Origin of the sequence: Erwinia typographi (genome assembly GCF_000773975.1) — a bacterium.
Classification (GTDB): Bacteria; Pseudomonadota; Gammaproteobacteria; order Enterobacterales; family Enterobacteriaceae; genus Erwinia; species Erwinia typographi.
In genome coordinates this window covers 72347-85609 of record NZ_JRUQ01000045.1, presented here as the reverse complement: position 1 = coordinate 85609, position 13263 = coordinate 72347, and the positions used below count along the sequence as shown (strand labels likewise).

General features: G+C 58.5%; 14 protein-coding genes. 10 read left to right on the top strand and 4 right to left on the bottom strand.

Features of this window, described 5'->3' with window-relative positions; genetic code table 11:
• Nucleotides 1-4: 4 nt before the first annotated feature.
• Entirely contained in the window at nt 5-1261 is a 1257-nt protein-coding gene (locus NG99_RS27645) for an MFS transporter (protein ID WP_052130746.1), read from the bottom strand.
• Nucleotides 1262-1390: 129 nt separating this feature from the next.
• Between NG99_RS27645 and NG99_RS29305 the strand changes: the two genes are divergently transcribed.
• Genes NG99_RS29305 through nth form a run of 8 tightly spaced genes read left to right on the top strand, consistent with a single transcriptional unit; the run spans nt 1391 to nt 8105 of the window.
• A complete protein-coding gene (locus tag NG99_RS29305; RefSeq protein ID WP_157032639.1) occupies nt 1391-1669 on the top strand; it encodes a hypothetical protein in 279 nt (92 codons plus the stop codon).
• A gap of 2 nt (nt 1670-1671) precedes the next feature.
• Complete coding sequence (rsxA, locus tag NG99_RS16435) at nt 1672-2253, top strand: electron transport complex subunit RsxA (protein ID WP_034895270.1); 582 nt, start codon at nt 1672-1674, stop codon at nt 2251-2253.
• Nucleotides 2253-2828 (top strand): electron transport complex subunit RsxB, encoded by a 576-nt coding sequence (rsxB, locus tag NG99_RS16430; protein ID WP_034895268.1) that lies wholly within the window; start codon nt 2253-2255, stop codon nt 2826-2828. The genes rsxA and rsxB overlap by 1 nt, the downstream gene beginning before the upstream one ends.
• Nucleotides 2821-5088: an electron transport complex subunit RsxC gene (gene rsxC / locus NG99_RS16425; RefSeq protein ID WP_034895266.1), complete on the top strand. Its 2268-nt coding sequence runs from the start codon at nt 2821-2823 to the stop codon at nt 5086-5088. Before rsxB ends, rsxC begins: the two co-directional genes overlap by 8 nt.
• Complete coding sequence (gene rsxD, locus NG99_RS16420; RefSeq protein ID WP_034895264.1) at nt 5089-6150, top strand: electron transport complex subunit RsxD; 1062 nt, start codon at nt 5089-5091, stop codon at nt 6148-6150.
• Nucleotides 6150-6779 carry an electron transport complex subunit RsxG gene (rsxG, locus tag NG99_RS16415; protein WP_034895262.1) on the top strand — a complete coding sequence of 210 codons (630 nt, stop codon included), beginning with the start codon at nt 6150-6152 and terminating at the stop codon, nt 6777-6779. Before rsxD ends, rsxG begins: the two co-directional genes overlap by 1 nt.
• The gene (locus NG99_RS16410) at nt 6772-7473 is read left to right on the top strand and encodes an electron transport complex subunit E (RefSeq protein WP_034895260.1); all 702 of its coding nucleotides are present in this window, start codon (nt 6772-6774) and stop codon (nt 7471-7473) included. Before rsxG ends, NG99_RS16410 begins: the two co-directional genes overlap by 8 nt.
• The gene (gene nth, locus NG99_RS16405; RefSeq protein WP_034895259.1) at nt 7470-8105 is read left to right on the top strand and encodes an endonuclease III; all 636 of its coding nucleotides are present in this window, start codon (nt 7470-7472) and stop codon (nt 8103-8105) included. The genes NG99_RS16410 and nth overlap by 4 nt, the downstream gene beginning before the upstream one ends.
• Nucleotides 8106-8189: 84 nt before the next feature.
• On the opposite strand, the gene NG99_RS16400 is transcribed toward nth, so the two are convergent.
• Genes NG99_RS16400 through NG99_RS16390 form a run of 3 tightly spaced genes read right to left on the bottom strand, consistent with a single transcriptional unit; the run spans nt 8190 to nt 10707 of the window.
• Nucleotides 8190-9002 carry a MetQ/NlpA family ABC transporter substrate-binding protein gene (locus NG99_RS16400; protein ID WP_034895257.1) on the bottom strand — a complete coding sequence of 271 codons (813 nt, stop codon included), beginning with the start codon at nt 9000-9002 and terminating at the stop codon, nt 8190-8192.
• A gap of 18 nt (nt 9003-9020) precedes the next feature.
• A complete protein-coding gene (locus tag NG99_RS16395) occupies nt 9021-9689 on the bottom strand; it encodes a methionine ABC transporter permease (protein ID WP_034895255.1) in 669 nt (222 codons plus the stop codon).
• A complete protein-coding gene (locus tag NG99_RS16390; RefSeq protein WP_034895253.1) occupies nt 9682-10707 on the bottom strand; it encodes a methionine ABC transporter ATP-binding protein in 1026 nt (341 codons plus the stop codon). Before NG99_RS16390 ends, NG99_RS16395 begins: the two co-directional genes overlap by 8 nt.
• Before the next feature lie 264 nt (nt 10708-10971).
• Between NG99_RS16390 and NG99_RS16385 the strand changes: the two genes are divergently transcribed.
• Together NG99_RS16385 and NG99_RS16380 are read left to right on the top strand one after the other, a co-directional pair.
• A complete protein-coding gene (locus NG99_RS16385) occupies nt 10972-12324 on the top strand; it encodes an LLM class flavin-dependent oxidoreductase (RefSeq protein WP_034895251.1) in 1353 nt (450 codons plus the stop codon).
• The gene (locus NG99_RS16380) at nt 12324-13244 is read left to right on the top strand and encodes a sulfurtransferase (RefSeq protein ID WP_034895250.1); all 921 of its coding nucleotides are present in this window, start codon (nt 12324-12326) and stop codon (nt 13242-13244) included. Before NG99_RS16385 ends, NG99_RS16380 begins: the two co-directional genes overlap by 1 nt.
• Nucleotides 13245-13263 lie beyond the last annotated feature (19 nt).

The window sequence follows — 13263 nt, the reverse complement described above, 5'->3', positions numbered from 1 at the left end:
GGTTTTATCCCAGCTGGTTTCTGAATTCGGCGTCAATATCCTGACCCGGCCTGATGTCCTTCAGGAACAGGGTGAACCACATTCCCAGCGAGCCTACGACGGCCACGATGATCCAGGTTGCGGAGGTGCTGTGCAGCGAGGAAGCGAGCGTCCACAGCAGGCTGCCCAGCACAAAACCCAGCACCATCATTGAAGAGAGGAAGCCAATCGCCGTCCCGCGCACGTTGGTGGGAAAGCTTTCGCTCTGATAGACATAGCCAGCAGAGGCCCAGATGCCGTTAGTCACCTGGAAGATCAGGAAATAGAGCGCCACAACCAGCCAGTAACTGTCGGAAACCAGCAGCAGCAGACACAACGGCGCCACCGACATGGCGGCCATGGCGATCACTCTTTTCCGGCCAAACCGCTCGCCCAGCCAGCCGCCGATGATATAGAAGAAGAAGCCGATAAAGCCGCAATAAAGCATCAGCTCGCTGGCCTCCGTGCCGGTAAACCCTTTACGCTGCGTCAGCCACCAGGTGATATAAAAATTGCTGGCGACGTAGCTGATGCCGTAGGAGACCCAGCACACCGACATGGTGAACAGCCGCTTTCTCAGCGCCGGAGTGGCAAACAGCAGCCGCACTGGATTGACCTTCTCTTCTCCCCGCGCCTGCTTATGCTCTTCAAAGCGGTCCGATTCCTTAATAAAAATGCGCCCGATAATCACAACCGCAATCGGAATGGTGCCCAGCAGGAAAACCACCCGCCAGCCAAAGTGGCCAAACGCCATATACACCGCCGAGGCGAAAAACACGCCAAGCGGCCAGCCGCCCTGAACGATGGAGTACAGCAGTCCGCGATTTTTTGACGGCAGCTGTTCGTTAACCAGGGTGATGGAAACCGCCAGCTCGGAGTAGGCCAGCCCGGAAGCCAGCGCCCGAACCAGCACCAGCTGCCAGAAGTTATCGACAAAATAGGTGGCCCCGGTGAACAGCGCGGTGCCGCAGAGGCAAATCATCCACAGGGCTTTGCGCCCTACTTTATCCATGCTGTAGCCCACCAGCAGAGTGATAAAGAACTGCGAACCATAAACAAAGAAGCCGAGCACGCCGAGCATTTGCTCTGAAATGGCGAACTCTTTCGACATTTCAGGCAGCGCCAGCACCAGCAGATTGACGTCGTAAGAGGCCAGCGACCAGCCGACGCAGGCGATCACGATCAAGTAAACCGTATAGTATTTTTCTAATCCAGACTTCTGGTTATTCAGGGTCAGGGACATTATTGACTCCGCTGTTATTTATTCTGGTTGTCATTTTGCAGGCCTGCTAACGGCTCAGGCGGTAAGGCTTGCCATAGTGGGAGCGGTGGTACGCACCGCAAACTGCACATATGATCACTTGATTAACAAATGAAACATAACCAAAACAAGATATCCGCCTTAAAGCCACGTTACGGTGAAAGAGATCACAAAAAATTGGCCAAAAGGGGTGATAAAGGATGTTTAAATGTTATTGTGTTGTTCATATGTTCAACAGCGCGGGTGGAAGTGAACAAAATGGAAGGCTATGCTCAAAAAAGCAGCAATTTTTTAATCCTCAGTGCGCTGTGGGAATATCCCTACGGTTCGCATGTTGTGATAGCGCCGCCAATGTCCGATAATAGGCGGCTTTCATTTTCTCAGGCGTAAACATGACCGATTACTTGCTTCTTTTTATTGGCACAGTGCTGGTGAACAATTTTGTGCTGGTGAAGTTTCTCGGCCTTTGTCCCTTTATGGGCGTTTCCAAAAAACTGGAAACGGCGATCGGCATGGGTCTCGCCACCACCTTTGTTATCACCCTTGCCTCAATTTGCGCCTGGCTGGTGAACCACCTGATTTTGCTGCCGCTGGATCTGGTTTATCTGCGCACCATGGCTTATATCCTGGTGATCGCGGTGGTCGTGCAGTTCACCGAAATGGTCGTGCGTAAAACCAGCCCCGATCTCTATCGCCTGCTGGGGATTTTCCTGCCGCTGATTACCACTAACTGTGCGGTGCTCGGCGTGCCTTTGCTGAGCGTCAACCTGAATCACACTTTCCTGCAGGCGGCGCTGTTCGGCTTTAGCGGCTCGCTCGGTTTTTCTCTGGTGATGGTGCTGTTCGCCGGGATCCGCGAGCGTCTGGTGCTGGCTGAAGTCCCGGCTCCGTTTAAGGGGTCCTCTATTGCGCTGGTGACTGCCGGTCTGATGGCGCTGGCGTTTATGGGCTTCAGTGGTCTGGTGAAATTCTGATGACGGCGGTGTGGATTGCTATTGCGGTATTGAGCGTGCTGGGGCTGGTTTTTGGCGGGCTGCTGGGCTACGCCTCGCGGCGTTTTGAAGTAGAAGAAGATCCCATTGTTGAGCAGATCGATGCGATCCTGCCGCAGAGCCAGTGCGGTCAGTGCGGCTATCCGGGCTGCCGTCCCTATGCGGATGCGGTCGGCAACAACGGTGAAATGATTAACAAGTGCGCCCCCGGCGGCGAGCAGACCATGCTGAAGCTGGCCGCGCTGCTTAATGTCGATCCCCAGCCGCTGGGTGATGAAGCGGTACTGGAGCCGGAGCGCAAAGTCGCCTGGATCGACGAAGAGAACTGCATCGGCTGTACCAAATGTATTCAAGCCTGCCCGGTAGACGCCATCGTCGGCGCAACCCGTGCGATGCATACCGTACTTAGCGACGTCTGTACCGGCTGCGACCTGTGCGTTGCCCCCTGCCCGACTGACTGCATTGAGATGCGCCCGGTCGCCACCACCACGGCTAACTGGAAGTGGGATTTGCAAACTATCCCGGTCAGGATCATTCCTGTGGAACGTCATGCGTAACCTGTTTAAATTCCTGAAAAAAGACTCGCTCTGGGATTTCGAAGGGGGAATACACCCTCCCGAAATGAAAACCCAGTCCAGCGGCACACCGCTGCGTCAGCTGCCGCTCCCCGCCCGGTTTATTATTCCGATCAAGCAGCATATCGGCCATGAGGGCGAGCTGCTGGTCAGCCCCGGCGATAAAGTGCTGCGCGGCCAGCCGCTCACCTTCGGCCGCGGCCGGATGCTGCCAGTGCATGCGCCCACCTCCGGCACGGTGGAAGCGATTGGTCCGCATATGACGGCGCACCCTTCCGCGCTGGCCGAGATGTGTATTTTTATCACCCCCGACGGCGAAGACCGCTGGTGTGAACGCCATCCCGTTGCCGACTATCGCCAGCAGGATCGCAGCGAGATGATCAACCTGATTCATCAGGCGGGCGTGGCCGGGCTGGGCGGCGCAGGCTTCCCTACCGCCACCAAGCTGAAAGGCGGCCTGCGCGGCGTCAACACGCTGATTATCAACGCGGCCGAATGCGAACCCTACATTACCGCTGACGATCGCCTGATGCAGGACTGCGCTGACGAGGTGATTGAAGGCAGCCGAATCCTTGCCTGGCTGCTGCAATCGGAACGCGTGCTGATCGGCATTGAGGATAACAAGCCTGAGGCGATTGCCGCGCTGAAAAAAGCGCTGGGCGCCGCGAAGGATCTGCAGATCCGCGTGATCCCCACCAAATACCCTTCGGGTGGCGCCAAGCAGCTCACCAAAATTCTGACCGGTCTTGAGGTGCCTCACGGCGGGCGCTCGACGGATATTGGCGTGCTGATGCAGAACGTCGGTACGGCTTTCGCGGTGAAGCGCGCGATCGCAGACGGCGAGCCGCTGACCGAACGCGTGGTTACACTAACCGGTGAGTCGGTGGGTCAGCCGGGCAACGTCTGGGGACGCCTTGGCACCCCCATCAGCCATCTGCTGCACCACGCCGATTTTACCCCGGCCTCCGGACAGATGGTGGTGATGGGCGGCCCGCTGATGGGCTTCACGCTGCCGACTCTGGACGTGCCGGTAGTCAAAATCACCAACTGCATTCTGGCGCCGTCCGCCAGCGAAATGGGCGACAACGAAGAGGAGAAATCCTGCATTCGCTGTAGCGCCTGCGCCGATGCCTGCCCGGCGGCCCTGCTGCCGCAGCAGCTTTACTGGTACAGCCGCGGCGGCGATCACGATAAGGCGCGCGTGCATAATATTGCCGACTGCATTGAGTGCGGCGCCTGCGCGTACGTCTGCCCAAGCAATATTCCGCTGGTACAGTATTACCGCCAGGAGAAGGCTGAGATCCGCGCTATCGACCTGGAAGCCGAGCGAACGGCGCAGGCCAAGGCGCGCTTTGAAGCGCGCCAGGAAAGGCTGGAGCGTGAGAAGCTGGCGCGTGAAGCGCGTCATCAGCAGGCTAAGCGCCCTGCCACCGCCGGAGAGCAGAGTGAAATCGACGCGGCGCTGGCTCGCGTGAAGGCGAAAAAGCTGGCGGAGGCGCAGCAGGCCGCCGAAGCCGAAGCGGAGGGGCCAGCCCAGATCGCACAGCGCGCGGCAAGACATGCTCAGGCGCTGGCCCAGGGGGCTGAAAAACAGTCTGAGACTGAACCAGCTACCCGCCAGGCCAGCGATCCGCGCAAGGCAGCCGTGGAAGCGGCGATAGCCCGCGCGAAAGCGAAGAAGGCCGCGGCCGCTGAGGCCGAACCAGCGAAGACGGACGCGGCTGAAGCGCAGGCCGAGCCGGAAGCGCCTGTCGATCCGCGCAAGGCGGCCGTGGAAGCGGCGATAGCCCGTGCGAAAGCGAAGAAGGCCGCGCAGGCGGCTGAGGCCGAATCAGTGAAAGCGGACGCGGCTGAAGCGCAGGCCGAGCCGGAAGCGCCTGTCGATCCGCGCAAGGCGGCCGTGGAAGCGGCGATAGCCCGTGCGAAAGCGAAGAAGGCGGCGCAGGCGGCTGAGGCCGAATCAGTGAAAGCGGACGCAGCTGAAGCACAGGCCGAGCCGGAAGCGCCTGTCGATCCGCGCAAGGCGGCCGTGGAAGCGGCGATAGCCCGTGCGAAAGCGAAGAAGGCTGCGCAGGCCGCTGGGGCCGTGGCCGCACAAGCGGAAGCCGCGCCGGTCGCCACATCAGCAACGCATTCCGCAGGGGCGTCTGATTGTTCTGATGACCCTCGCAAAGCGGCAGTGGCGGCGGCCATCGCTCGCGTCAAAGCGCGTAAGGCGCAGCATTCCAGTCAAGAGGATTAAATGGCTTTTCGTATCGCTAGTTCGCCCTACACGCACAATCGCCGCAGCACCAGTACCATTATGCTACTGGTGTTGGCTGCCGCTATTCCTGGCCTCGCCGCCCAGTGCTATTTCTTCGGCTGGGGCGCCCTGATTCAGGTGCTGATTGCGGCCGTGGCAGGCATGGGCGCGGAAGCGGCCATTCTCAGACTGCGCAAAATGCCGCTGGTACAAACGCTCGGCGATAACTCGGCCCTGCTTACTGCGCTACTGCTGGGGATCAGTATTCCTCCGCTGGCGCCCTGGTGGGTGATTGTTATCGGCACGGTGTTTGCCATCGTCATCTCCAAACAACTCTATGGCGGTTTAGGCCAGAACCCGTTCAACCCGGCAATGGTCGGTTACGTGGTGCTGCTGATTTCCTTCCCGGTGCAGATGACCAGCTGGCTGCCGCCGGATAGTTTGCAGGCAGTGACGCCAGGCTTTATGGATACGCTGAGCATGATTTTTCATGGGCATACCCTGAGCGGGCAGACGATGCAGCAGCTACAGATTGGCGTGGACGGCGTGAGCCAGGCGACACCGTTAGATACCTTTAAAACCGGGCTGCGAGCCGGACACAGCGCGGATCAGCTGCTGGCCCAGCCAATTTACGGCGGCGTCATTGCAGGACTCGGCTGGCAGTGGGTCAACGTCGGCTATCTGATCGGCGGCCTGTTCCTGCTGTTTACCAACAGCATTCGCTGGCATATCCCGGTCAGCTTCCTGCTGTCGCTGGCGCTGTTTTCCAGCCTTGGCTGGTTTTTCTCGCCAGAAAGCCTGGTTTCACCGATGGTGCATCTGTTCTCCGGCGCAACCATGCTCGGTGCATTCTTTATCACTACCGATCCGGTTACCGCTTCCACCACCAATAAAGGACGCCTGCTGTACGGCGTGCTGATCGGCCTGCTGGTATGGCTGATCCGCAGCTTTGGCGGCTACCCGGACGGCGTCGCGTTTGCCGTGCTGCTGGCCAACATCACCGTGCCGCTGATTGATTACTACACGCAGCCGCGCGTTTACGGCCACAGGAAGGAGAAGTGATGCTGGATGCCATTCGCAAAAACGGCGTGACGCTGGCGCTGTTTGCCGCCGTGACCACCGGCGTCACGGCGGTCATTAACGCCGTAACCAAGCCGACCATCGAACATCAGACGGCGTTGCAGCAAAAAATCCAGCTGGATCAGGTGGTTCCGCCCGAACTGTACAATAACCACATCCAGCAGGAATGCTACCTGGTCAGCGACCCGATGCTCGGCAGCGGCCCGCAGCACCTCTATCTGGCGCGTAAGGATAATAATCCGGTCGCGGCAGCGGTTGAGGCTACGGCCCCGGACGGCTATTCTGGGGCTATCAAAATGATCGTCGGCGCGGATTTCTCCGGCAAAGTGCTGGGCGTTCGCGTGGTGGAGCATCATGAAACGCCGGGCCTTGGCGATAAAATTGAGCTACGCATTTCGGACTGGATTAACAGCTTTAACGGCGTACGGCTGAAAGGCAAAGACGACGCGCAGTTTGCGGTGAAGAAAGACGGCGGCAACTTTGACCAGTTCACCGGCGCGACCATTACGCCAAGAGCGGTAGTGAATGCCTCAAAACGCGCCACGCTGTATATTGAAACGTTGCCGGGGCAGCTAGCCTCGCTGTCACCCTGTGGAGACTCCAATGAGTGAAGCAAAAGACCTGCTGATCGGCGGCCTGTGGAAACACAACTCCGCGCTGGTTCAGCTGCTGGGACTCTGTCCGCTGCTGGCGGTAACCTCTACCGCCACTAACGCCCTCGGCCTTGGGCTGGCGACGACGCTGGTGCTGACCTGTACCAACAGCGCAATTTCCGCCTCCCGGCGCTGGGCCCCTGCCGATATCCGCATCCCGATTTACGTGATGATCATTGCCGCAGTGGTAAGCTGCGTGCAAATGTTGATCAACGCCTACGCCTACGGGCTGTATCAGTCGTTAGGGATTTTTATTCCGCTGATCGTCACCAACTGCATCGTGGTGGGACGCGCTGAGGCCGTCGCCTCAAAAAGTAGCGTGCCGCTCTCGGCGCTGGATGGATTTGCGATTGGCATAGGTGCCACCAGCGTGATGGTGCTGCTCGGATCGCTGCGCGAAATTATCGGCAACGGCACCATCTTCAACGGCGCCGATCAGCTGTTGGGGCCATGGGCAAAAGTGCTGCGCATTCAGGTCGTGCATTTTGACTCGCCGATGCTGCTGGCGATGCTGCCTCCTGGCGCGTTTATCGGCCTGGGAATGCTGCTGGCGGCCAAATACCTTATTGATAACAAAATGAAGGCTCGTGCGGCCCTCAAAGCCGAACAGCAAGCGAAAACCCTGCCGGAAGGAAAAGCGAGTGCGCTGTGAATAAGGATAAACGTCAGCAAATTTTAGTCCGGCTGCGGGATAACGATCCGCATCCCACCACGGAACTGGTTTTTACCTCCCCTTTTGAGCTGCTGATCGCCGTCCTGCTCTCCGCGCAGGCAACCGACGTCAGCGTCAACAAAGCCACCGCCAGGCTTTATCCCGTCGCCAACACGCCAGCGGCGATGCTGGCGCTGGGCGTTGACGGCGTAAAAGAGTACATCAAGACCATCGGCCTGTTTAACACCAAGGCGGAAAACGTGATTAAAACCTGCCGCATTTTGCTGGAGCAGCATCAGGGGGAAGTACCGGAAGATCGTGCGGCGCTTGAAGCGCTGCCCGGCGTTGGCCGCAAAACCGCCAACGTGGTGCTGAACACAGCCTTTGGCTGGCCAACGATTGCTGTCGACACTCACATTTTCCGCGTCTGTAACCGCACTAACTTTGCGCCGGGAAAGAATGTCGAGCAGGTGGAAGAAAAGCTGCTAAAGGTGGTACCCAAAGAATTTAAGGTCGACTGCCACCACTGGCTTATTCTGCACGGCCGCTATACCTGCGTAGCGCGCAAACCCCGCTGCGGTGCCTGTCTGATCGAAGATCTGTGTGAGTATACGGCTAAAATGGACATTTAATTCTTATTCAGATCCCTGCCCGCCCTGGGTGAACATTCGCCCGCGTCGTCAAAGAATAAGGCTGGTTTCCCAGCCTTATTCACCTCAGTTATTTACCGGGATCACCGCGCCTTTATACTTGTTGCGGATCCAGTCCTGAATCTGCTTCGAGTGCAGAACCTTTACCAACGCGACAATGTCCGGTTTTTTCTCGTCGCCACGATGGACGGTGATGATATTGGCGTACGGGTTATTCTCGCCGCTTTCCACCGCAATCGGATCTTTCACCGGGTTCAGGCCAGCATCGATAGCGTAGTTAGCGTTGATCACTACCGCATCGCCTTCGTCGTTATTGTACATCTGCGGCAGCAGCGCGCCTTCAACATTGGCGAGGAATTGCAGATGCTTCGGGTTAGAGACGACATCGCTGATGCGCGCATCGACTTTACTCACGCCTGGCTTAAGCTTAATCACGCCCTCTTTTTCGAAGATAGAGAGGATACGCCCTTCTTCCGCCACCGCGTCACGCATGATCACTTTACCGTTTTGCGGCAGATCCTTCAGCGATTTATATTTCTTAGAATAAATCCCGATCGGCTCGATGTGGATCGCTCCGGCGCTAACGAAATCATAAGATTTGTCACCGTCATGATCTTTCAGCACGCTGTTCAGGTAAGGCACATGCTGGAAGTAGTTGGCGTCAATATCACGGCTGGCCAGCGCGGTATTCGGCAGGATGTAGTCCTGGAAAGGTTTGATTTCCAGATCGATGCCCTGCTTTGCCAGAATCGGCTTAGCCTGCTCAAGAATTTCCGCATGGGGGACATTAGAGGCGCCGACGGTCAGCGTATCTGCCCATGCGCTCAGACTCAGCGCCCCCAGAGTGGCTGCAGCCAGCAGCGTCAGTGTTTTTTTCATGGTTAAATCCCTCAAAAGTTAACGTTTATCGAGCCGTGTAGTAATGACATCACCCAGTAACTGGATGATAAAAACGATCAGCAGAATGGTTAAGGTCGCCACCAGCGTCACGTCGCCGTGGTTGCGCTGGAAGCCTTCCAGGTAGGCCAGGTTGCCAAGGCCACCCGCGCCGATGACCCCAGCCATCGCGCTGTAGCTGACCAGCGCGATCAGCGTCACCGTAATGCCGGAAACCAGCGCCGGGGAAGATTCCGGCAGCAGGACGCGGAAGATCAGCGTGCTCAGACGCGCGCCCATCGATCGCGACGCCTCGATCACCCCCTTATCAACTTCACGCAGGCCAATTTCCACCAGCCTTGCGTAAAAGGGCGCCGCGCCAACGATCAGCGCAGGCAGCGCCGCATTGGCGCCGAGAATGGTGCCAATTAGCGTTTTGGTGAACGGGATCAGCAACACAATCAGGATGATGAACGGAATAGAGCGAAACACGTTCACCAGTATGGAAATCACCGAGTACAGCGTGCGATTCTGGTACAGTCCGCCGCGGGCGGTCAGGAACAGCACCAGGCCCAGCACAATGCCCAGTACGAAGGTCGCCACGCCGGCCAGCGCGGTCATATACAGCGTTTCAGCGGTGGCGGCCCACAGCTGGTCCAGCTTCAGATGAGGGAAAAATGTCTCAGTCATGGGTTACCACCTCAGTCGTGATGCCATAGCCGTGCAGGTCGTTCAGAATGTTGTCCAGTTGGGCAGCGTTGGCGGCCACCTGTAGCCAGAGTTCGCCAAAGATGCCGTTGGCGGTCTGGGTCATTTTTCCGTGCAAGATGTTAAACGGCAGCGTGTATTTCAGCGTCAGCTCGCCAACGACTGGCTGCCCGGTATTCTGTCCAACAAAAGTCAGCTTCAGTACCGTCCCGGCTTGCTGGTTGATCAGCTCCTTATTAAAAGGGGCTTCCACGCGGCTGTATTCCATGGTTTGTTTGACAAACTGGCGGGTAATCGGCTGCTGCGGATGGGTAAAGACCGACAGCACCTCGCCCTCTTCAACAATTTTTCCGTCCTCCATCACCGCCACGCGATGACAGATTTTGCGCACCACCTGCATCTCATGGGTGATCAGCACAATAGTCAGCTTCAGCTTGTGGTTGATATCCAGCAGCAGATCGAGGATCGCATCGGTGGTTTGCGGGTCCAGCGCGGACGTCGCCTCATCGCATAGCAGCACTTCCGGGTTGTTAGCCAGCGCACGGGCAATCCCCACGCGCTGCTTCTGACCGCCGCTAAGCTGCGACGGCCAGGCATTCTCTTTGCCATTCAGCCCAACGAGCGCAATCAACTCCTTCACTCTGGCCGCGATCGCCGCTTTCGGCGCCCCGGCGATTTGCAGTGAAAAGGCAATATTTTCGCTGACGGTACGCGACCACAGCAGGTTGAAGTGCTGGAAAACCATGCTGATTTTCAGCCTTGCCTTACGCAGCGCCTCGCCTTTCGCCTGGGCAATATCCTGTCCGGCCAGGGTCACGCTGCCCGAGGTGGGCTTTTCCAGCCCGTTAAGCAGGCGGATCAGGGTACTTTTCCCCGCCCCGCTGTAGCCGATAATGCCGTAAATCTGCCCCTGCCCGACCTGGAGACTGACGTCATCCACGGCGGTGACCAGGCCGCTGCTGGCCTGAAAAGTTTTGCATACGTTTTTCAGAACGATCATAAAGCTGTCTACCCATGTTCAGCTGTGTCGCTGATTAAATGAACTGATTATTTTTAAGACATTATTGGAAATTCTTATAACGAGGCGATAGTAGGGAGACGGCAATAAAGAAGAAAAGATTTTAAAGGCATGACTTATAGCTAATCAGTCTTTAAACGTGGTCCGGTTTGTTTAGCTAAATTGCGGATATTCTTAGCAATTAAAGGACTTTGCGCCCGCCTGCGCGGTTGCTATAAGGTCTTAATTTATCCGGGAAAGACCTGAATGCCACAGACTATGCACCTTGCTGCCTTTATGAATGCCGGGCCAATGGGCACTTCCGGCTGGCGGCACCCTGATGCCGATCCGGCATTTTTATCCCCCAGTTACTATCGCCACGTTGCCCGCCTGCTGGAGTCGGCCTGTTTCGATCTGGCTTTTATCCCCGACGCGCTGGCTGTTCCCCGCTCTTTAGGCGGCTCTTTCCGTCCTGCCGTTGAGTGGGGGTCCGGCACGCCGCGTCTGGACCCGATGGGGGTTCTTGGGGTTATGGCTGGCGTGACGGAGCATCTTGGTCTGGCCGCTACCCTTTCCACCGGTTACCACGAGCCGTGGCATCTGGCCCGCACGCTGGCCACGTTCGATCACCTCAGCGAAGGCCGGGCGGGCTGGAATATCGTGACCTCCTTCCAGGACGCCGAAGCGCAGAATTTTGGTTCTCCACGTTTACCCCCGCGCGAAGCACGCTATGCCCGTGCCGAAGAAGTGTTGCAGGCAACCGCGCAGCTGTGGGACAGCTGGCAGGACGACGCGCTGATTCAGGATCGGACCAGCGGCATCTTTGGCGATGCGGATAAAGTCCGCGCGGTGAATTACAGCGGCCAGCACGTCTCAACCCAGGGTCCGCTGAGCGTCCCGCGTTCCCCACAGGGCTACCCTTTGCTGATCCAGGCTGGCGCTTCGCCCTCCGGACGTGATTTTGCGGCCCGCTGGGCGGACGTGATTTTTTGCAGTCACGCGTCGCTGGCCTCCGCCATCGATTTCTATCGCGATATCAAGCAGCGCGTGGCCCGCCATGGCCGCGACCCGGCCCAGGTCCGAATCCTGCCTGCTGCCACGGTGGTGGTGGCGGAAACCGATGCTGAAGCCCAGGCGAAGCACCGCGCTTTCGCTGAGCTGGTACACCCTCTGGCGGGGTTATCGCGCCTGGCCTATCACGTTAACGTCGATTTGACGCAGTACGATCTTGACGCCCCGCTGCCCGACCTCGAAGAGGTTGGCGTGCAGGGCCATTATGAGGAGGTGCTGGAGTTCGCCCGCCGGGAAAACCTGAGTATCCGTGAGACAGGCCGCTGGTACGGCGCGCGCACCGAAGGCGATATGGTCGGTTCGCCGCAGACTATCGCCGATAATATGGCGCTGTGGCTGGAAAAAGGCGCCGCCGATGGTTTTATGATCCAGGCCACCCACCTGCCCGGCGCTTTCGAAGAGTTTATCCAACTGGTGGTGCCGGAGTTGCAGCGCCGCGGCCTGCATAAAACGGAATATCACGGCACGACAGCGCGAGAGCATTTCGGCCTGGCAAGGCCCGGGCGGGATGCCTGGCGTCAGCGTGCCGACCTGCGGGGGAAACAGTAATGGCCGAAGCTCTGCCGCTGCCCGACTCACCGCTGGTCGAAGCCGACTGGCTGGAGGAGCATCTTACCAGGGTCATCGTCCTCGACTGTTCGATAGCACGGCAGCAAACGCCGCAGGGCCAGACGCGCTATGTCAGCGGACTGGCGCTGTTTGTTCAGCAGCACATTCCCTCGGCGCGCTTTGCCGATCTGACCGGCGCATTTTCCCATGCGTCCGGCGCGTTTCCTTTTACCTGCCCAACCGCAGAAGCGCTCTCCGCCGCCTTGCAGGCTGCTGGCGTAAACCGGCGCGATACCATCGTGGTCTATGACCAGCTGAACGGTGCATGGGCGGCACGGCTCTGGTATCTGCTGACGGGGGTCTTTGATTTCCCAGCCGTTCGCTGCCTGAACGGGGGCCTGAACGCCTGGCAATCAGCCGGTGGCGTGCTGGCTTCGGGGACATCGGCGGAAATAGCGCCAGGCGATGCGCAGGTCGCGCTGGTAAACAGTCACGCGCTGTTAAGCACCGCGCAGGTTGTCGCCCTGGCTAAGCGTGCGCCCGACCGCCAGCGGCCGCTGCTTTGTGCGCTGCGTGAGACGCAGTACCGCGGCGAAGAAGGCTCCGATTCCCGGAGCGGCCATATTCCGGGCAGCTTCAGTCTGCCTTACCCTGCGTTGCTCGACGGCACAGGCCGCATCGATCCAGATCGCGTGGAATCCGCTTTTCAGATGTTGGAGCTGACCGCTGACAGTGAGCCGGTGTTGTACTGCGGCGGCGGCATCAACGCTGCGGGACTGGCTCTGGCGCTGGTCGCCGCCGGTTTCCCTGCAAAACAACTGACTTTATATGACGACTCCCTCAACGGCTGGCTGCACGATCCTTCACTGCCCACGCTTCGCGGGGGCACGCCCGGCCGCTGGCCCACCGGGCTTAACTGACGTAGCAATTCTGGAAAAA

What these genes read in the sequence shown, in the direction of transcription:
- NG99_RS16395 (WP_034895255.1), bottom strand. Translation starts at nt 9,689, where the DNA reads ATGACTGAGACATTTTTCCCTCATCTGAAGCTGGACCAGCTGTGGGCC.
- NG99_RS16410 (WP_034895260.1), top strand. Translation starts at nt 6,772, where the DNA reads ATGAGTGAAGCAAAAGACCTGCTGATCGGCGGCCTGTGGAAACACAAC.
- NG99_RS16385 (WP_034895251.1), top strand. Translation starts at nt 10,972, where the DNA reads ATGCCACAGACTATGCACCTTGCTGCCTTTATGAATGCCGGGCCAATG.
- NG99_RS29305 (WP_157032639.1), top strand. Translation starts at nt 1,391, where the DNA reads ATGAAACATAACCAAAACAAGATATCCGCCTTAAAGCCACGTTACGGT.
- NG99_RS16400 (WP_034895257.1), bottom strand. Translation starts at nt 9,002, where the DNA reads ATGAAAAAAACACTGACGCTGCTGGCTGCAGCCACTCTGGGGGCGCTG.
- rsxB (WP_034895268.1), top strand. Translation starts at nt 2,253, where the DNA reads ATGACGGCGGTGTGGATTGCTATTGCGGTATTGAGCGTGCTGGGGCTG.
- rsxA (WP_034895270.1), top strand. Translation starts at nt 1,672, where the DNA reads ATGACCGATTACTTGCTTCTTTTTATTGGCACAGTGCTGGTGAACAAT.
- rsxG (WP_034895262.1), top strand. Translation starts at nt 6,150, where the DNA reads ATGCTGGATGCCATTCGCAAAAACGGCGTGACGCTGGCGCTGTTTGCC.
- NG99_RS16390 (WP_034895253.1), bottom strand. Translation starts at nt 10,707, where the DNA reads ATGATCGTTCTGAAAAACGTATGCAAAACTTTTCAGGCCAGCAGCGGC.
- rsxD (WP_034895264.1), top strand. Translation starts at nt 5,089, where the DNA reads ATGGCTTTTCGTATCGCTAGTTCGCCCTACACGCACAATCGCCGCAGC.
- NG99_RS16380 (WP_034895250.1), top strand. Translation starts at nt 12,324, where the DNA reads ATGGCCGAAGCTCTGCCGCTGCCCGACTCACCGCTGGTCGAAGCCGAC.
- NG99_RS27645 (WP_052130746.1), bottom strand. Translation starts at nt 1,261, where the DNA reads ATGTCCCTGACCCTGAATAACCAGAAGTCTGGATTAGAAAAATACTAT.
- rsxC (WP_034895266.1), top strand. Translation starts at nt 2,821, where the DNA reads ATGCGTAACCTGTTTAAATTCCTGAAAAAAGACTCGCTCTGGGATTTC.